Raw genomic sequence first — 19,443 nt, forward strand, 5'->3', positions numbered from 1 at the left:
TATTTTTTATAAAAGAAAAAAGTTTCTTGTTTTTAAGTAAATTAAGTAATATCCGTTTATATGCAACACTCCCAAAAAGAATAATAATTAGAAATTCTTTCACCATAACCTAAGTGTGCAAATTTTGGTTGTGGATAATAAATTGCTATGATTAAATCAAGCAATAAAAATAAACTTAAAATAATTAAAGCTCCCAAACGTAAATAAAAATGGACGCGAGGATTTCATTTAAACATTGTATAACTCCTTTAACATCAAATCATATAATATATATTTTAGTCATTTTTTAGGTAAAGTACAAGTAGGCATTATTATTTTATTTTTCATAATTTCCTTATTATTTTACTAAATTTAAATCTATTTTTTAAATTTTTTTCTTCTAACACCAAAAAGTGATAAAATTATAACTAATAAAAGGAGGATTCAAAATGTTTAATTTTAATAGTGAAAAAATAAACCAGTTGGTTGTAAATTATATTAATTATACTGTTGATTCAAAGCATGATAATGAACAACAACAAAATAAACTTGATAGTAACAATTTCTTTTATCAAATTGATACTCGTCAATTAAAAAATAGTATTAATGGTGTTATTAGTTCGCATCTAGCAACATCAGAACAATTTGCAAAAGCTGGTGAAATTATTGATGAATATTATTCAGAAAAAACACCATTTATTTGGTGTACAATTACAGTTGATAATAACCAAGCAGAACGTTCATTTTTTGAAAAAATGGTTTAACATATTTGCAAACCGGAATTGGAATGATGATTGATTTAAAAACTTTTACCGCAAAAAGTAAATTATTGAAAAACGAAAAATTTAATCCGATAACTGATCTAACAATGTTTTGCGAAGAAAAAAAACCCAAATTAATAACTACAACAAACCTTAAAATTATTAGTGATGCTGATTTACCATTAAAAGATTTACCAACTTCACAACCTAATCCTACATTAGATCAAGTTAACAATCTTTGCTATGCTGTAACCTTAACTAAAGATGAAACACCAATGACAACTGGGATTCTCTTTTTTGAAGCAACAATCGCTGTAATTAGAATTACTGACAATGATGATAATTCTGAAAATAAAAAGAAAATGTTAATGCATTTATTACACCAAGCAAAAAAAGCAAATTATCAAACTGTTGGTATTGTGGTACCAGATAACCAAGTGCTTGGTATCAAAAACTGGGTTTTGAACCACAAGATTTATATTTTAACACTTATGTAATGCATTACTCACAAGAATAATGTTTTCTTAAATAAAGGGGAAAAAAGTAGAATGATTCTACTTTTTCTTTTCCCCTTTAGAAATTTATTCATTTTCTTCTATTGTAATTACTTTTTCAGCAAAAGCATGGGCCATTCGAAATGGTTTATTATGCCCAGGTAACACATGTCATTTTGCATCTAAATTAGTAATGCGACGTAATTCAGTAATAAAGTAATTATCATTACACATAGCTCCGGTATAACCAGGACTTGTTTTATCAGGCATTAAACTAGCACCAGTTGTCACTAAATTTAGCGCTTTAATTCTTAACATTTGAGTTCCTTCGGTATGACCAGGAATATGAAAAACTTCAATGTGATAACCAATTTCTTCAACAACAGTATCACCACTTAAAGCAACAATGTTTGTTAATGGATAATTAATTCCTGGACCTAAAATTGCACCTGCCTCATCGTCAACCTTATGTTGCGACAATAATCGTAAATCAATTTTTTGAATATAAATTTTTAAATCTGGATATTCTTTTAAAACATTATCAAGGCCATCATAATGGTCAATATGCCCATGTGTAATAAATAATGCTTTTAAGGTTAATTTTTTTTTGTTTAATATATTCAATTGCTCTTCTTGTTGCATTTGATGTATCAATCATAATTGCCTCATTTTGATTATTAATAATTAAATAAACATTTTGGTTATCATATGTTGCATCTACAAAGTTTTTCATTTTTGCCATAAGTTTTTCTCCTTTATGAAACAATTCTATTGATCTGCTGCGGTAAACTCTTCAATAAAATAAGAGTTTTTTTCAATATAATTTAATAAATCTTCAATTAAAAATAAAATGTCATTAATATTATCATGGTCAAATCCCTTAATTTTTTTAATATTCATCATATATAATTTTTGAATTAATTCATGTCCGTCATCTTGATGAAGAATTCGATAACCAAACCAACGGGCAATTCCTAATGCTGCCCCCTAAAATATGACTTAAAAAAGGATTAATATTAGGATTCTCAAGATGTTCATCATGAAAAGATGTTCGAATAAAATTGGTTTTAGTTATTTCCGAAATAATGGTTAATAATAAATTAGCATAATCAGTAATAGCAATTATATTTTCCCCATAAGCTTGGATTTCATCATCAATTTTAACAAAAACATTCATAATTCCTTTATATAAAGCTTTGAAAGAAACAACATCTTTTAAAGCAATATTAGGAATTAAATCTTGATAACGTTCAAAAGCAATCTTTGTTCCTCATACAGCAGTTGAATAAATACTTTCAAAAACTTCTTGCGATGGGCGATATCATTTAAAACGTAAAATAATTTTAGGATCAACAGTCCCAGTTTCTTCTGCTAAAACCTTTTGGGTCAAAGCCATTGCTGTTTTATAATTTAAAGTTGCATCCTTTTGTGCTAATATTTTAATTAAATATTTTTTCTCCATAAATTTTATATCATCCTTTTGCTTTCAATTAATATTATTATAACATTTTTCCCTAAAAAAGTCTTATTAACAAAATAAAACACAATTTAAATTCCTTTAATACTAGACTTTTATTAATAACTCCAAAAAAACCCTTTGAAAAGGGTTTTTATTGTTTTACTTTAAAATCAAAGAATGAATTAATTAGTAAAAGCAAAATCACGAACACTATAACGAGTTTTACCAGTAAAATCATTAAAATTCTTTTTATAAGTAATAGTAATTGCTGTAAAGCTTTCAAGATTAAATTCAGCATTTAATTTTTGTGCTAAATCATTTCATACTACACATTGCACTTCTTCACCATTATCTAAAACTCAAAATTCACATAAATCTCTTATTTGTCCATCTTTACTAGTAACTGTTTTTAATTGCGGTTGTTTTGATGCTAATAAAAACTTTTCATCGTTAATAAATTGTTCATTTTTTTTATTAAATCTGTGTTGTGGTTTATTATTATACATTCTTGCTGCCCTCCTTTCTTATTCAAATGAATATCTAAAATCATACTTTAAATTTTAAAAAGAAAAAAAAGGAAGATTTATTATATTGTCATATGAACAACAATATTATATCATTAAATTTTTTTTAAAGAGATTATTTTGTAAAAGATTCTCCATTTTCTTTGCTATTAATATTGTCTTTTTGCTTTTTAGGCTTTAATTTCTGAGCACATCATTTTTTAACATAATAAAGTGGATAACCACTTAACATGCCACCTAATATAAGTAAACAATTTCATAACTCTCACATATTATGGGTATTTTGTGCATAATAATACATTGCTAAGATTGAACCAATAAAAGTAATCAAACAAGAACTTAATGCTAAAATAACTAAGATAATAAAAAGTGGTTTTTGATATAATGGTTCATATTTTGAATCATTAATCCGTAAATAAATTAAACTAAGCATTGTAATAAATTTTAAAACACTAACTGCTAAAATAAAATAATTTGTAACATTAAATAATGATGTTCATAAAATATAAATAACTGCTAATATAACTAAAAATAGCATTGCTAAGTATGGCATATTAGTTCGTTTTGTTGTTTTTTGAAAAAAAGCAAAAAAATCTTTTTCTTCACTCATTTTAAAAATCAACCGCGAATGATAAACTAAAAATGAATTTAATGAACCAACAAAAAAATTGCTAAAATAGAAAATAAATAATTCAAAACTGGTGGAATTGCTGGATTATTCATAATAGCATAATATCAAACATTATTAAATCCATTCGGTCCGATTCATGCCTGCGGTTTATTAATTGTTAGTAAACTAATTGCTAAAATGATATAAAGAATTACAATCATAATTGTCGCAATAATCATTGCCCGGGGAATATTTTTACGAGGATTAATAACTTCTCCACTAACATAGGTAATTGCTTTCATACCAGAATAAGCAAACATCGTCATAGCTGTTGCTGGTAGTAATAAAAAGAAAGATAAATAAATTTGACTTAAATTTTGGTTAATTGTATCATCCGTAAAACTACTTGTATTACCATATACCATTGCAATAATTAATACTAATACAATCGGTAAACCCTTTAGTAAAGCAAAAATAATTTGTGAATACCCACTACTCTTTTTAATCAATAGTTGCATTAAAACTAAACCAAATAAAATCAAAATCCCAAACATTTTATCATATCATTGATTTTCTAATTTTAATAATGTCACAACAATATTCCCAAAAGCTAAACAAGCAGTTGCAACTGCTGTCGCACTAACAAATAACACCATAATTCATCCAAATCAAAATAAACAAGCATTCCATTTTGCTCGTTTAATTCAATAATAACTTGTCCCATTTTCAGGATACGATGTTGCACCCTCGGATAATAATAACATTTCTGGTAAAACTAATAAGCCCCTTAAAATTCATGCAATAATAATTAAAATTAAATTAAATTGTGCTTGAAAAGCAACTTGCCCAAACGAAACTAAAATTGAAGAACCCAATGTGGTTGAAATGGCTAAGGCTAAAATTTGTCAAAAGCCGTATTTTTTTTTGTAATTTCATTTTTTTTCCTTTCTTGTTGTATTAAAAATGTTTTAATTGCTGCTAAATAACTTTCATGACCTTTTGAAATTGCTTCAACATGTCCTAAATTTAATAATGATACCAACTGACTTTGTCCTAATGGTTCTGATTTAATTTTCTGAGTATAAAATTCTTTACTCATAAAATAAGGGACAAAATCATCATTAGTACCATGAAAAATTAACATTGGTAAATTTTTTAATCGTTCTGTATGCTTTAATAAATCATAATGGCAAAGATTAAAACCAAGTTCTTGTTTAAATTTCTTTCTTAAACCAAAACTAATTAATCATCAACAACGCTGATAACGATATTGCATCACATACCGAAATTGTACTAATAAGTTACTAAACCCACAATCACTAATTGCTCATTTAATTAAAGCATTTTGGTATCCATGATCTAGTAAATATTTTGTTAAACAAGCCGCTCCCATACTATTTCCAATTAAGCCAATTTCATTGACGGTAAAATTATTTGTTATCCATGCAATAACATCATTTAAGTTTTCTACATTTAAATAACCAATCCCACTATATTTTCCAGCGCTTAAACCGTGTGCAACACTATCAAATGTCAAAACATTATAACCTTGTTGATAAAAATAATAAACTTGTCGTAACGCTAAGTATTTGTTTTCTGTTCACCCATGTAAACCAATTACTCACTTTTGAGAATGTGGATGTTGTAAATAAAGAGCACTAATGGATTCTTGTTGTTGGTTTAAAATTGTTACGGTTTTCATTTGTGTTTCTTCTATTGTGTTAAAACAAAAATTTAATTGCTTTAATTCTTTTGCAATAAGATCTTGATGATATGCTTCAAAACTATTAAAATCAAAATTTTTTGAATTCATTGTTAACATCCCAGTTCGTTGATAATTTTGGGTAAAATTAAAAAAATCTCGCACATATTTTTTGATCAAAAAATAATAATTGGAAATAATAAAACAGTTAATAATATTCGTCATCAATTAAAACAAAATTGTCGATACCCATTAAGAATAATTTTTTTACTTGGTTTTTTTGTAACTACTTTCATTTTTTCCCTTTCATCAATACAACAAGAATAATTCATTTAAGATATTATTTTTTACAAAAAACTTAATTAAAGTTTATTGGTAATGATATTAATAACCTTCATTCTAACCCACTACGATAAAAACATTTGTTCAATTACATTAGCAATACCGTCATAGTCATTATCATCAGTCACTAAATCAGCAATTGTTTTAACATCATCAGGAGCATTCCCCATTGCAATACCAATTCCAGCTCATTGCAACATTGCAACATCATTATGTTCATTCCCAAAAGCTAACACATTTTTTGATGTTAATTGGTACTTCGCACAAATTTTAGCAATTCCAGTTGCTTTATTAACATTACAACTAGTAATTTCTAACGATGAACGATCTCCGCGAATTTCTTGGGAAATTTCAATCTTTCCTTGTCATTTTGTGACAAACCGATTAATATCAGAGGTATAACTACTAATATAAATTTTATTAACATTAATATTAAAATCAGTGGAATATAAACATGCTGTTACTTCATCTTTAACGGCAGCAAAACTTGCTAAATAACTTTTGGTTATTTTATCTTCAAATCCTTTACAATGTAAAAGCATTTTATTAAATGAAGACTGATCAGCATCAAACATAATTAATGTTTTTAAATCAAGTTTAATAACATCTAAATAAATATCTCGCAATAATTGCTGATTCAAAAAATCACAAAACAAAATTTCTTTTGTGGCATTATTTGTTACAACAGACCCATTTAAACTAACAGTAAAATCATTGCTATCAGTTAAACCTAACTTTGCGGCAGTATCCTTGCATTGATATAAAGGGCGACCTGTTGCAATGACTAATTTAATATCTTTGCTAACTAATCCTTTTAAAACTTGCAAAGTACGTGGGGACATTTCCCCGTTAGAATTTAAAGCTGTTCCATCTAAGTCAACAGCAATTAATTTAATATCTGGCATAATCATTTTTCTCCTATATAACATAATTCTAATATATTTTATAAAAGTTCAAACATTTATTTTTAAAATTGATAAAAACTAAAAAATAATTAAGCCAAAAAAACAAATTTTTATAATATTTTAGTTTATAATTAGTAAGTAAAGCATTCTGCTTTCATTTGAATTAACAGTAAACATTAAAAATGTTTTGAAAAGGGAATTGAGTTAATATTCTCAAGCTGTCCCAGCAACTGTAATGATGATGAACATTGTATTTATTTACTCACTGAAAAAAAGATTTTTTTGGAAGAGACAATTAATAAAGTGATTCTAAGCCAGTAGACCTGACGTTAGCTCCTGACAAAATAAATATCCCTGGGATTGTGATATTTGTGAGTAAATAATTTATTATTCTTAAATAATAGTTTACCCTTATAAATAAAATAATTTTTCCGCTAGAATGGGTTTTTATTGCAGTTATTTTTGAAAGGAATTATCGCAATGAAAAATTTCTCATGAAAAAAATATTTATATTATCTTTTGCCAGCTTTAATTTTATTAACAGCAATTGTTTTAAATATCTATTATATTCCTAAGTATTATGAGGCAAAACGCTAAAATCATTATGAAGGAACTCATAATGTAACAATTCTTGGTCAAAATGAAGACTATAGCATTTTTTTACTAAAGGATTAAATGTTAAACATGTTAATAACCTTGGTGATGTTTTAAGTAAATATCCTAATCATTTTGGTTTAATTAATACCACTTGAGGAAATTTCCTTACCCGTGTTGGAAACATTACCTTATCTAATTCAAAAGAAGCATATTTTAATATTCAAAGTGGGGACAATAATCAAAAAAATGCTGCTCATATTCATCCTGAGTGTCGTGAATATGAAAATAATGCATGTTCACAAGGTGTTGATTATCTTAAATTAATGCCTAATGTTGATAATGTTTTTCGTTTTGTCATTACGAAGATTAATACATAAAAATTAATTAAAAATAAATTTTTCTAATGAAAAAAATAGCAAAAGAAGATATTTGACCCTCAACTTTAAAAATAACTCTAAAAATGACTGTTATTGCTCTTTTTAGTAGTTTAGCATTAGCCATTAAAATTGCTTTTGCATTTTTACCAAACGTTGAATTTGTCACCTTTATTTTAATGTTTAGTATTGTTTTTTTACAATTACAATAGGTTTTGGCATTATTAATGTTTATTGTACTTTAAACATGGTGTACTTTGGTATTGCCGATTGAAGCATTATGTATTTTATTATTTTTAACTTATATGGAGTTATTATGTTACTTTGTAAACAAGTAATATACTGATAATGATGGATGATGATTATTATCTGTGCCCTAATGGGGGTTATATCTTTGGTTCCTTATATGCTTTTTCAAACTGCTGTGTTTTATGATCCTAATGTTGGTTTAACTTATTGAATTAAAGATTTAGTTTTTGATGCTATTCATGGCACAGGAAATGCTGTTATTTGTGCAATTTTATATCCAATTATTTATAAATTAATGCAAGTTTTATCTCCAAACTGACCATACTTATTCAATAATAAATTTGTTAAATATTTACAAAAAATTATTGTCAAGAAAATGAGTTACAAATATTAACGGATGAGAAAAATAAAAATAAAAAAATACCAGTTGAATAACTGGTATTTTTTCATATAAAGTATAATTTGATATGTAAAATTTATAATTTTCTTTGTTCTGCTATGCCACATAAAGATGCAACACTTCCAGCAAGTCCTGCCCCAATTGCACTAATCGTTGCAATAATAGTAGTCAAAGGAGTAAAAACTAAACTAAAACCAGCAGCTATGCCAAACACACCTGCTGTTAAAAATCCAACATTATTACATGTTATAAACCCAGTATGTCTATCATAATTATTTAATGAATTTAATTTAGTTTGTAGGTTTTTTATTTTTGCTTTTAAATTTATAATATTATTTTCTAAATTTAAAACTCAATTATAAATTTTCTTTAGTTGTAGTTGTACTTTAATTAAATCAATAACATAAACAAAATCTCGTAAATATGTTTTTAAATGTTCAATAATATTAAATATTCAAAACATTAGTTTTTATTCGATGTGAACCATTTATAAAACTACCGGTTGCTCAATAATTACCAAATAAAGTATCATAATTATGGTTTAAAACTTCTATTGTTAAGACTACACCATCTGCTTTAACTTCTGGATGCTTTTGATATAAAGTGCACCCATTTTAGTAAGTACTAATAAAAAAGTATTTACTATTTTTTTAATTATATCTTTTTCTTTACGATTTGAATATCATGTATTTCATTTTATAACATCTTGTATATATTCTTCATGTGAATTATATATTTTATTATGGATTGTAGCTTTCTTAAGTAATGAATGAAAACTTTCTATAACAATATTATCTGCACAGTGGTAATTTTTTCCCATTGAAATTGTAATACCGTTAGATAAACATTTATCGTGATAAATAGTGGATGTATATTGATATCCGTGATCTGAGTGAATTATTATTCCATTCAGATCTTTTTTTATTAATTTTATTTTATTAATTGCATCATTTAAATTATCCATTACTAATTTATTGTCATTATATTTAGATCACTTTACATCAACTATTTCTTTAGTATATCCATCAATAATTGTTGATTGATAATATCTTTCTCCTTTTCAAATTAAATATGTTACATCAGTATATAGTACTGAAAACCTTGTTTTTATATCATTGAATTTACGATTAATTAAATCAGGATATTGCAATAAGCTTTTTTCTTTATTCTGTTTATATTTCATTTTTCTTCTCATTTTTCTTACATATTCAGATTGTATTTGATTATCACGCATAATTCTTAAAACTTTTTTTGAATTATATTTTATACCATAATCTTCCTTTAAATATTTAGTAATTCTTCGATAACCAAATTGTTTTAAATTTTCTTCATAGACTTTTACAATATCATTTATTGCTTTTTTATCTTTTTTGCTACTGTCATAATTTTTATATTTATCTCAATAACTACGTTTTAACCCTGTTACTTCTAGTAATAATTTTATTGAATATTCACAAAAATTTTGTTTAATAAAAGAGACAATTCTTAGTTTGCTTAATTGTAAAAGTCATGGAGCTTTTTTAATAATTCATACCTTGTTTTATAATATTCTAAATTTCTTTTGCCAAAAGAAATTTTAGGTCCTTTAGGATTGTTTAATTTTCCTTTTTTATGATTTGCTCATCAAGATTCTACTGTATTTGCATTTATATTATATTGTTTTGCTACTATTCAACAACTTTTTTGTTTAATTTCCTCAATGATTTTTGTTCTAAATTCTGATGTATATTTGTTATATTTTTGTCCTTTTTTTGCCATATAAAAATGCACCCCCTATAAAAATTTAGCAAAATCTTTTTTTATTTTACTTACTTTTTTGGGTGCACTCTATTCAAGAGTTGCAAAATCTTGTTTGGGATATGGGAATAAAACATTTTCATTTTCAACATTTAAAAATATTTTGGATTTAAAAATTATGAGATTTAATTTTAGTTAATTTAAAATAATTTAATTTTAGTTTTTAAACTATTTTTTAGTATGTTAAAATATGAAATTATTTTTTGTATTTTTATTTTTTTTGTGTTATTATGTTTTTATAAAAGAAAAAAGTTTTTTGTTTTTAAATAAATTAGGTAATACCCCCGTTTATATGCAACACTCCCTAATATTTTCATGAAAATTCATTCTTTGATTAACATTAATGCTTGTTTTAACAATTTTGTCAATTTCTTTTTTATTAAAAAAGAATAAATTAATAATAAAACTTAAGTTAAAAAAACTATATATTAAAATTAAAAAATATTCATAATTACACCATACAGAACAATAGTTAAATATGGATAATAACCCTTTAAAATAAAATTAAGAAAAAATATTTGAAAAATGGGATCATATATCGTAATGCTAATATTGTACTTAAAAAAGAAAACTGCTGTAAATAAATAGTAACTAATAATCAATAATAAGAATAACATTAAAATTAAAATACTTATATTAATAATAATTTGAATAATACGTCTATAACCATAAATTGAAGTTATCATTATTTGCTCCTTGATATTTTTAACTAGTGATATATTGTAATATAATAATTTGGATAAATAGCTTTTTCTTAATTTAATTATAGCAAAAAACTACTTTAAAATTGATTATCTAATCATAAATAAATTACTCTCTTTCTTAATAAAAAAATGTTATAAAAAAAGTTTGCATTTCTTAACTAAACAATGCAAACTTTACCAACTATTTTATTTTTTTATTTTCTCAATTATTTTTTTTATTTGCTCATTACATTTTGAATAAACATATGATAAACTACGTTTTTCAATCATTGCTCTAATCATCTGTGAAATTAAATCAGCAATTGAAATGACTTCTAACCCATCAAATAATCGATCTTGATTAATATCAATTGTATTTGTAACAATAACCTTTTTAACTGTCCCATCATTAATAAGTTCTGTTAAACGCTCTTTTGCTGGGGGTGAAAATACTCCATGGCATGCTAATAAATAAACTGCTTTTGCCCCATGCTGTTTTAATGCTTTTGCTGCATTACAAATTGTGCAAGCTGTATCAATCATATCATCAACAATAAAACAAATACGGTCTTTGACATCTCCTAAAATAAATTGAACTTCACTAACATTTAGTTTTGGACGGCGCTTATCAATTACTGCAATATTCCCAGCTAAATTTCCTAAACGATTAGCCGCATCTCGTGCCCGTACTAATCCACCATGGTCTGGTGAAACAATTGTTATTTCTTCTTTAAGATGGTCTTCTTCAATTTTTCGAACAATTGTTCTTACTAATTCTTGTGTTGAGCGTAAATCATCAACTGGAACATCAAAAAATCCCATTGATTGTGGTGAATGTAAATCAACAGTCATTACTCTTGTTGCCCCTGCTGTTGTTAACATATTTGCCACTAATTTACATGTAATTGGTTGGCGACCACGTGCTTTTCGATCTTGACGAGCATATCCAAAGTAAGGAATGATCACATTAATGTTTTGTGCACTACCTCGTTTTAGAGCATCAATCGCAATTAATAATTCCATTAGATTCTCATTGACTGGTCAAGATGTTGATTGAATAATATAAACATCTTTCCCCCGCACTGAATTCATTGCCCGTACCAAAATTTCACCATCAGCAAAACGAACAGTTTCCATTTCTTGTCTTGTTACACCTAAAATTTTACAAATTTCGTCTGCTAATTTTATTCCAGAAGATAGGCCATATATACTAAAACTTTTTTCTTCCATTAGTCCTCCTCTAAACATTTAAACTCCAATAAAAATTCTAAATTGAATCTCTACCTATTATTATATACATATCCATAATTAATTAAACTAACTTTGTTATAAAAATGCTATAATTAAATAGTGAAGGTGATTAGAATGACACAAACAAATCAAACAAAAGATATTATTGATAATCTTCGCCCTTATATTAACCAAGATGGCGGAGATATTGAATTTGTTGAAGTTAAAAATAATATTGTTTATGTTCGTTTGGCAGGAGCATGTGTTGGTTGCGGATTAATTGATTCAACAATTAAAGATGGTGTTGAACAAATTTTAAAACAAGAAATGCCTGATATTATTGCAGTAGAAGTTATTATGTAGCTTCTTTTTTTGTAAATATTTTTTTAAAGCAATTTTTTGATCAATCTGATGGGTAACAACCATTCCAACTAATTCGCTAATCTTACTTTCAACTTGGTTACGATTATAATATTCACCACTAATAAATTTAGCGCTAAAGAAAACAACAACAATTAAAATAAAGCAACTAATGGCACAGCTTAAATATAAATATAAAATAACTTGCTTTAATGAATCTAAAAATAAATCATTTTTAATAAATGGTAAATTTCAATCTAAATTTAAATTACTAAAAATACCAACTTGATAATGTGCAAAACCCCGGATTAAAAACTGTACAAGAAATGTTACTAAAGCATTTAATGCTGAAAAACAACCCGTGACAGGTTGATTTTGAATCCGATAATTCCACATCATTGTCATTGAAAATAAAATTCCAAACAAAAATATCATTGCAAAACCATTTAAAAATTGACAAATTAATAAAACTTCCGGAATTGAAATGATAGCAACAAAAATAAAATATAGACTTCAAATTATTAATGCTAAAATTAATGAATTCTTAATTCCAATTTTTCTAATAAAAAAATAAATAAACATTGCACCAATAATTTGCGCAAACCATCAAATTTTTTGAACTAAATGTAAATAATGTTCCACCATCATTTTACTGTGATAACGTACTCAAGTTTCTTGTGCTAAAATAAGATTTAAAAAATCACCTTGACTTAATTCTTTTAAAATAGCAATAAAAAATAATAAACTAAGAATAACAATAATTTTTCATCATGAAAATGTACTAAAATGTTTTAAAACTTTCGGAGAAAAAACACCAATATTGTTTTTAATTTTCGGCATATAAAAGCAAAAAGCAAATGAAAACATTAAGATAATAGTAATTATTCCAAAAATAATATAATGGAATGTTAATTCACTATTATTAAAATTTTTAACAAACATCAATACATTAGCACCAGTCATATTCGCTATTACAACAATTGGTAAATTTAAAGTTACTGTTGCAAAAGGATTAGTTCGATAAAAATAAATCTCATTAAAACTTAAATATCATAATGAATTTGTTGAAACACCAAAGCCAAAAGTAATCGTACAAATAATCATAGTAATTCAATTTTGCGGTAAAATAAAAACTAATAAAATTCCTAAAAACATTAAGCAATATGAAATTCAAAACCATAATTTCCGACTTTGAAATAATCCTATAATTCATGAAGCTGGAATAAAAAAGATTGCCGCATATAAAGATGTACTAACTACTAATAAAAGAGTAATTGAATTAATATTTTTAGCAAAATCAAAAAACTCATTGATAAAAAGATTTTATTCCTTTTTTAACCAAGTTAGTTATATATCCTAACATAAGTAAAATTGTTAAAAAAGGATACAAAAATAAATTATCTCAATTATTCATAATTTTATCCTAAAGATTATTAAGTTTTTCAACACGAAGCGCATGACGACCAGCATCAAAAGTACTATTTAAAAACATATCAACAATTCAAATTGCATTTTGATTTGCAATAACTCTAGCACCCAATGCCAAAACATTAGCATTATTATGTTCGCGCGCTAATTTTGCTAGCATTGTTTCATTACACAATGCTGTTCTAATTCCTTTTACTTTATTTGCCGCAATTGAAATTCCAATTCCTGTTCCACAAATTATAATTCCAATACTATTTTTTTCTTTAATTACGCGTTCACCAACAGCTTGTCCAATATCAGGATAATCAACTGCCTCAATACTATCTGTACCTAAATTAATAATTTCATATTTTTGTGCAATTAAATGTTTAACAATTACATTTTTCATTTCAATACCTGTATGATCATTCCCAATCACAATTTTCATTCTTGTTGTTCTCCTTTTCCTACAATTTAACTATAACATATTGATTTTTTAAATAAAAAACAAAAATTAATTTCTTGTAATAATATCCAATAATTTTCCAGGACTCATTGGCGTTACTGTTACAATTAATCTTGTCTGTTTTGCAACTACAACATATAAGTTCCCTTTTAAATCATCTAATTTAATATATAAATTTTTTGTTGTCTCAATTCGATCAGAAGAATTATCAATCATTTTAATAATTTTTTCTTTAATAATTCAGTCATTTTCATTTTTAAAAGCAGGAATTCGTTCTCGAATTCGTTGCAAACAATGAAAAGAAAACCCTAAACGGTGTTGATAATAATATCCCATTTCTATATCCACCTACTTTACAATTATTATACAGATATATTTTAAAAAATAATGATAAAATATTAAAAAAAGTAGTACTTTCCTTTACACTTTTTTATCTATTTGCTATAATTCCTTTGTGTCTTAAAAGTCGAAAGGAGAGCAAAAATGGCTAATATTAAATCACAAATTAAAAGAGTTAAAAAAAATTCAAAAGCTAATTTAGCAAATAAATCTTTTAAATCATCAGTAAAAACAGCAATCAAAAAAGCAGAAATCGCTATTAACGCACAAGAAGCAAACGCATCAGAATTAGTTAATACTGCAATTAGTTTAGTTGACAAAGCAGTGACTAAAGGAATTTATCATGCTAATAAAGCAGCTCGTGTTAAAAGCAGATTAATGCTTAAAGCACATTAATTTCAAAATCCTTTTCAACAAAGACAGTAAATATTAAAAAAATAAAAAAAATCATAATTAATATGATTTTTTTTATTTATCTTTTGATTTATCAAAAACATTATTATCCTTAAACTCATCATCAAATAGTGTTGGATCCATTTCATATTTTTGTCCATTCATCATTGCAGTAACTGCTTTTTGGTATTCTGTATTGGCACGAATTAATTTATTACGGTCTGTTTTAGGAGCTAAAACTGCTAAAATAATAACCATAATTCCTGCAAGAAGACCAGCAATCATTGAAATAATTGTAAAAATATGTAATACTTGGTAAGTTGTGCTATTATAAACTTCGCTTACTAAACTATTAATTGTCATAGTTAAATCTGAATCTGGTAATAATAATCATCCTGTTATTTCTAATTGTGGGTCGTTTTTAATAATATAGCCACCATTAGGTACCGATATACTATTAAAATATTTCTCAACAACATTTGGTAATAATACTTGAATTAATGACAATGAAGAATAAAGAAGAATAATGATTGATAATCCAACTGGTCAAAATCTAACAACATAATTATCCCGTTTAAAACGCTTTTTCCCTAATAATTCATAACCCAAGAAAATTCCTGGCAAAATCGATAAAATTCCTGAGAAGGTTTGCAACCCGGCGGACTGCATTAATAAAAATTTATATTTTGAACCAAAACTAAATACTTCACTAAAATTATTGTTAGCATTATGTAAAGCACTATCAGCCACACCACCAATAATAACAATTGCACTAGTTCCTGGGATTGTATAAACAATTACTTTTGTGTCTAAATAGATATTTAAATAGGAATTTAAAAATCACAATAAAATTAACAAAGCAGAAGCTAAAATAACAAAACCAGCAACATTTTTTTTAAAAATTGGCATATACTTTGGTTTTGAAGTATAAAAGTAAAACCGTGGGTCTAAGCTTGGATGAATTGGCATATTTGCCATTTGCTGCATCATTTGTGACATATCAAATTTACTTGGATCACTAAAGTCCGGGCTAATGCCACCCATTGACGCTCCTATGCCTCCAATTCCTCTTTCTTGTCCTACTTCCGGTTGTGATTCGTCTGCCGCTTCTTCATTAGCTTTAACTTTTAACTTCTCACGAGCATTATCAATTGCTTTTTCATCAGTAAAATCAGCTGTGGCATTAATTAACTCATTAGTGACGATGTTTTCTCTGGTAATATAATTTTTTTCAACACCAAAATTTGAAACAATATATTGCACAAAAGCAACATATTCTTCATCTAACATATTAAAAGTAGCCACGTCAACCTTTTCAATTGTTTTTGATTCATTAGTAATATCAGCCAAAACCTGAGCAAATGAAAGAGTAAATTTATTATCATTTAAATTTGCATTAAATTCTTTTTCTAATGTTAATAAATTACAAATTTGTTGAATTACTAATTTTTTAAAGTCCTGGTTAACTATTACTTGTGCCTTAATATTATCATCGTTAAAGATACTATATAATGTATAAACTATATGGGCATATAATTTATTTTCTTTCATTTATTTATGTCCCTCATTTCTCTTTTTGTAATAATTTAATTTATATCAAATAATTTAATTAAATACAAATCACTACTAATTTCTTTTCTTATTATACCTTTTTTTATATTATAATCAATTCAAAATAATTCTTGAATAATATTATTTGCTTTATTAATACTGAAATTATGCATATGCTCTGAAATTTTTTTTACTCGAAACGGATGAATTTGTAAAATTTCTGCAATTTGTGAAGGTGTTTTTTTAAAAGCAGATAAAACAATAATATCTCTTGTAAAAATAATACTATTGGTAATTAATGCTAATAAAGCAATACTATTTAAACCCCGTTCTTGTAAATAATGATAATTTATTAAAAAACTATTCAAATCATTTTTTAATAAATCATCAACTAATTTAAAAATATCGGTATCTAAATACTTTGTCATATTATTTTCAATTAATTCCATCGTAATATTTGAGTTTATTAATAACAATTTTTCTAATTCATTTTTAATAATATATAAATTATTTGGCAAATATTCAACAATCTTAGGAATTAAATTTTGTTTAATCGTCCCATTATGCTTTGTAATATAATCATCAATAAACTTAATTAATTCATTATATGATAAATTTGTTGCTTTTAAAACACTAGTTAGTGCTAACATTTGTTTAGTTATTTTTAAACGATTACTAAGTTTATTGACTGGACAAATAAAAATAATAAAAGTACTCGGATTTGGAGCTGCTAAATATTCCATTAAACTTGTTAAATAACTTTTATTGTCTATTTTTGTCTTAATCTTTTCTTCTGTAAGAAAATAACTATCATTAACTATTATTATTCTTTTTTCTGAAAACATTGGAGTTGTGTTGGCATCATTCAGAATAGATAATAGGGGGTCTTCTAAATAATTATATTCTTGTAAATTATACTCATTATCAGGATTAATTTTTTTTAAAATCTTATTTTTTTGCATTTTAATTAAAAAAGCATCTTCTCCATATATTAAAAACATCTTTTAAAGCTCCTTTAGAATGTTCTAAAACTTATGACAAAGTAATATTATCATATAAAGTAAAAAAAAATTAAGGATTTAAAATAATTTAATTGCTGTTGATACTGACATAATATTAAATTGAAGATTTCTTCTACCATTTGTAAAATAAATTTGACACCTAATTGTTTTTAAATTTTCAACAACAATTGGCGCCGGATAATTTTAGCGTTTTGTTTTTTCACCAGAGATGAAGCAAACCTTTGGTGTTATTTTTTGTAAAAATGCTAAGCTTGAACTAGTTTCTGAACCATGATGCGGAACTTGTAGCAGAATGATTGGAGATAATTTTTCTCGTAATAAATTTATTTCATTTTTTTTACTAATATCACCTGTTAATAAGATTTGATATTGACTTATTTTAACCAAAAGCACTAAACTATTATTATTTTCATCTTTATCATTAATTGTTTTATGTAAGACAGTAAATCCTAATTTACCAAATTGAAATATTTTCAATTTTGTATCATTTTGAATTACTTGTTTAACATTAAAATATTTTTTTACAGTTGGTAAATTATTCTTATGATCATCATGTTGATGTGAAACAAAAATAGCATCAATTCAATTAATACCTGCTCATTTTGTAAATTGTACTATGAAGTGTAGCAATTTATTTGATTTCATTATAACATCAATAAAATAAATGTTCAATATAATTTATTTTAAAAAAATTTAATAGTTTTGTCTTAAATTTATGAATTTTGACACACTGAAAAATAAAATGATTAAAATTTTATAAGTAATCATATTAAAAATTAAACATTTGTATAAAAACTTCTTTTGAAGATAGTCAATGTAAAGATTTTTTAAGTTTAGAGTTTATTATATTAGCAACTTCTTGATAATAATTTCTTGAATAAATACTTAAATCAGTCCCTTTTAAAAATCAATGTCTAAAATCACGAATTGCTCTTTCAACTTTTGGTTTTTGTGTTGGAGTTCCAGCATCACAAAAATATACTTTAGCATTTGTTATTTTTTCAATTTTTTCTCAATCAGCAAATTCTTTGCCTTGATCTGTTATTATTCCTTTGCATCTATCTTTTAAAAATCTGTTAGAAAAAATTCGTTTTAATGCGTTTGTAACTTCTTTTGTTGTTTTTTCTTTTAATGGTTCAATAATTTTAAATTGGGTTAATTCTTCGATTAAAACTAAACAAACACTATTATTTTTACCAACCATAGTATCCATTTGAAATCAACCAAATTCATTTTTATCATGTTTTGCTTCTTCAATAGTTCTAAAATTTCTTATTTTTCCACGGTTATCAATTCGATTTTTTGTTTTATATTTTCTACCATGAAAATACAAATTATCTTTCTTGAAATTTAAAAATCCCAAATGAATATATTTATATAAAGTTTTAAAACATACCGGAAATTTAATACCAAACTCTTTTTCATATTTTTTACAGATTTGTTCTGGTGAATCATGAAATTTGTTATATTTTTCATCTAGTCATTCTAAAATATTTAGCAATAATGATGATTTTTTAAAACATTTTTGTCGTTTTTGTAAATAATCTTCGTGTGCTAATTTAGCGTCATATTCATTATCTTTTAACTTTTTTATTTCTCGTCTAATTGTATTGCGATTTTTATGCAATATTTTTGCTATTTTAGATATATTGGGTTGACCATTTTTTAAAGAATCAAGTTCTAATAAATCTTTTAACATTACTCTTTCTTTAAAAGTAAAATGATGCTTTGTTTTATCCATTTTAAAAAATCCTTTCTTTTATATACAAAGTTAATTATATAATTTTTTGAGATTTTAG

25 protein-coding genes and 1 riboswitch are annotated in these 19,443 nt (G+C 25.3%); of the genes, 6 read left to right on the forward strand and 19 right to left on the reverse strand.

The features are described from left to right. Window positions 1-428: 428 nt before the first annotated feature. Window positions 429-743, forward strand: coding sequence for a hypothetical protein (locus tag AACL22_RS04685; RefSeq protein WP_338989983.1), 315 nt, complete (start codon window positions 429-431; stop codon window positions 741-743). 5 nt (window positions 744-748) lie between these two features. After that, window positions 749-1,237: a hypothetical protein gene (locus AACL22_RS04690; RefSeq protein WP_338989985.1), complete on the forward strand. Its 489-nt coding sequence runs from the start codon at window positions 749-751 to the stop codon at window positions 1,235-1,237. Window positions 1,238-1,321: 84 nt separating this feature from the next. Here AACL22_RS04690 and AACL22_RS04695 read toward each other — a convergent pair whose 3' ends face one another. The 8 genes from AACL22_RS04695 to AACL22_RS04730 form a co-directional block, all read right to left on the reverse strand. After that, complete coding sequence (locus tag AACL22_RS04695; protein ID WP_338989986.1) at window positions 1,322-1,888, reverse strand: MBL fold metallo-hydrolase; 567 nt, start codon at window positions 1,886-1,888, stop codon at window positions 1,322-1,324. 114 nt (window positions 1,889-2,002) lie between these two features. After that, window positions 2,003-2,137: a hypothetical protein gene (locus AACL22_RS04700; RefSeq protein WP_338989988.1), complete on the reverse strand. Its 135-nt coding sequence runs from the start codon at window positions 2,135-2,137 to the stop codon at window positions 2,003-2,005. Next, window positions 2,124-2,696 (reverse strand): hypothetical protein, encoded by a 573-nt coding sequence (locus tag AACL22_RS04705; RefSeq protein WP_338989991.1) that lies wholly within the window; start codon window positions 2,694-2,696, stop codon window positions 2,124-2,126. Before AACL22_RS04705 ends, AACL22_RS04700 begins: the two co-directional genes overlap by 14 nt. Window positions 2,697-2,875: 179 nt before the next feature. After that, on the reverse strand, window positions 2,876-3,199 hold the full coding sequence (locus tag AACL22_RS04710; RefSeq protein WP_114565262.1) for a hypothetical protein: 324 nt from the start codon (window positions 3,197-3,199) through the stop codon (window positions 2,876-2,878). A 133-nt stretch (window positions 3,200-3,332) separates the two neighbouring features. Next, complete coding sequence (locus AACL22_RS04715; protein ID WP_338990003.1) at window positions 3,333-3,827, reverse strand: hypothetical protein; 495 nt, start codon at window positions 3,825-3,827, stop codon at window positions 3,333-3,335. Between the two features lie 38 nt (window positions 3,828-3,865). Further along, window positions 3,866-4,702 (reverse strand): APC family permease, encoded by an 837-nt coding sequence (locus AACL22_RS04720; RefSeq protein WP_338990004.1) that lies wholly within the window; start codon window positions 4,700-4,702, stop codon window positions 3,866-3,868. 20 nt (window positions 4,703-4,722) lie between these two features. Continuing rightward, window positions 4,723-5,640 (reverse strand): alpha/beta hydrolase, encoded by a 918-nt coding sequence (locus AACL22_RS04725; RefSeq protein ID WP_338990005.1) that lies wholly within the window; start codon window positions 5,638-5,640, stop codon window positions 4,723-4,725. A gap of 296 nt (window positions 5,641-5,936) precedes the next feature. Continuing rightward, complete coding sequence (locus AACL22_RS04730; protein ID WP_338990006.1) at window positions 5,937-6,776, reverse strand: Cof-type HAD-IIB family hydrolase; 840 nt, start codon at window positions 6,774-6,776, stop codon at window positions 5,937-5,939. 150 nt (window positions 6,777-6,926) lie between these two features. Continuing rightward, a riboswitch (cobalamin riboswitch) is annotated at window positions 6,927-7,121 on the forward strand. A gap of 655 nt (window positions 7,122-7,776) precedes the next feature. Between AACL22_RS04730 and AACL22_RS04735 the strand changes: the two genes are divergently transcribed. Further along, window positions 7,777-7,959, forward strand: coding sequence for a hypothetical protein (locus AACL22_RS04735; protein ID WP_338990007.1), 183 nt, complete (start codon window positions 7,777-7,779; stop codon window positions 7,957-7,959). A gap of 143 nt (window positions 7,960-8,102) precedes the next feature. After that, window positions 8,103-8,390, forward strand: a complete 288-nt coding sequence (locus AACL22_RS04740; RefSeq protein ID WP_338990009.1) for a hypothetical protein — start codon at window positions 8,103-8,105, stop codon at window positions 8,388-8,390. 82 nt (window positions 8,391-8,472) lie between these two features. Here the strand turns inward: AACL22_RS04740 and AACL22_RS04745 are convergent, their stop codons facing one another. The 4 genes from AACL22_RS04745 to AACL22_RS04760 form a co-directional block, all read right to left on the reverse strand. After that, entirely contained in the window at window positions 8,473-8,859 is a 387-nt protein-coding gene (locus AACL22_RS04745) for a hypothetical protein (protein ID WP_338990011.1), read from the reverse strand. Window positions 8,860-8,958: 99 nt separating this feature from the next. Then, a complete protein-coding gene (locus AACL22_RS04750; protein WP_338993009.1) occupies window positions 8,959-9,924 on the reverse strand; it encodes an IS3 family transposase in 966 nt (321 codons plus the stop codon). Then, window positions 9,891-10,154 (reverse strand): hypothetical protein, encoded by a 264-nt coding sequence (locus AACL22_RS04755; RefSeq protein ID WP_338988671.1) that lies wholly within the window; start codon window positions 10,152-10,154, stop codon window positions 9,891-9,893. Before AACL22_RS04755 ends, AACL22_RS04750 begins: the two co-directional genes overlap by 34 nt. Window positions 10,155-11,083: 929 nt before the next feature. Next, window positions 11,084-12,106, reverse strand: a complete 1,023-nt coding sequence (locus AACL22_RS04760) for a ribose-phosphate pyrophosphokinase (RefSeq protein ID WP_338990013.1) — start codon at window positions 12,104-12,106, stop codon at window positions 11,084-11,086. Between the two features lie 135 nt (window positions 12,107-12,241). Here AACL22_RS04760 and AACL22_RS04765 point away from each other — a divergent pair, with 135 nt between their 5' ends. Continuing rightward, window positions 12,242-12,469 carry a NifU family protein gene (locus tag AACL22_RS04765; RefSeq protein WP_338990015.1) on the forward strand — a complete coding sequence of 76 codons (228 nt, stop codon included), beginning with the start codon at window positions 12,242-12,244 and terminating at the stop codon, window positions 12,467-12,469. Here the strand turns inward: AACL22_RS04765 and AACL22_RS04770 are convergent. The 3 genes from AACL22_RS04770 to AACL22_RS04780 form a co-directional block, all read right to left on the reverse strand. Continuing rightward, window positions 12,422-13,621, reverse strand: coding sequence for a hypothetical protein (locus AACL22_RS04770; protein WP_338990017.1), 1,200 nt, complete (start codon window positions 13,619-13,621; stop codon window positions 12,422-12,424). The genes AACL22_RS04765 and AACL22_RS04770 overlap by 48 nt on opposite strands. A 268-nt stretch (window positions 13,622-13,889) precedes the next feature. Continuing rightward, window positions 13,890-14,321, reverse strand: a complete 432-nt coding sequence (gene rpiB / locus AACL22_RS04775) for a ribose 5-phosphate isomerase B (RefSeq protein WP_338990019.1) — start codon at window positions 14,319-14,321, stop codon at window positions 13,890-13,892. Between the two features lie 66 nt (window positions 14,322-14,387). Next, a complete protein-coding gene (locus AACL22_RS04780) occupies window positions 14,388-14,675 on the reverse strand; it encodes a hypothetical protein (protein ID WP_338990021.1) in 288 nt (95 codons plus the stop codon). A 147-nt stretch (window positions 14,676-14,822) separates the two neighbouring features. Here AACL22_RS04780 and rpsT point away from each other — a divergent pair, with 147 nt between their 5' ends. Next, entirely contained in the window at window positions 14,823-15,074 is a 252-nt protein-coding gene (gene rpsT, locus AACL22_RS04785; protein ID WP_338990024.1) for a 30S ribosomal protein S20, read from the forward strand. Between the two features lie 72 nt (window positions 15,075-15,146). Here the strand turns inward: rpsT and AACL22_RS04790 are convergent, their stop codons facing one another. The 4 genes from AACL22_RS04790 to AACL22_RS04805 all read right to left on the reverse strand — a co-directional run bounded on the left by AACL22_RS04790 (window position 15,147) and on the right by AACL22_RS04805 (window position 19,385). After that, entirely contained in the window at window positions 15,147-16,622 is a 1,476-nt protein-coding gene (locus tag AACL22_RS04790; RefSeq protein WP_338990025.1) for a hypothetical protein, read from the reverse strand. Window positions 16,623-16,657: 35 nt separating this feature from the next. Beyond that, window positions 16,658-17,623: a DNA polymerase III subunit delta gene (gene holA / locus AACL22_RS04795; RefSeq protein WP_338990027.1), complete on the reverse strand. Its 966-nt coding sequence runs from the start codon at window positions 17,621-17,623 to the stop codon at window positions 16,658-16,660. Between the two features lie 204 nt (window positions 17,624-17,827). Continuing rightward, window positions 17,828-18,289 carry a ComEC/Rec2 family competence protein gene (locus AACL22_RS04800; protein WP_338990029.1) on the reverse strand — a complete coding sequence of 154 codons (462 nt, stop codon included), beginning with the start codon at window positions 18,287-18,289 and terminating at the stop codon, window positions 17,828-17,830. Between the two features lie 124 nt (window positions 18,290-18,413). Beyond that, window positions 18,414-19,385: an IS30 family transposase gene (locus AACL22_RS04805; RefSeq protein ID WP_338990031.1), complete on the reverse strand. Its 972-nt coding sequence runs from the start codon at window positions 19,383-19,385 to the stop codon at window positions 18,414-18,416. Between the last annotated feature and the right edge of the window lie 58 nt (window positions 19,386-19,443).

Source organism: Spiroplasma endosymbiont of Seladonia tumulorum (assembly GCF_964020235.1).
Lineage (GTDB): Bacteria > Bacillota_I > Bacilli_A > Mycoplasmatales > Mycoplasmataceae > Spiroplasma.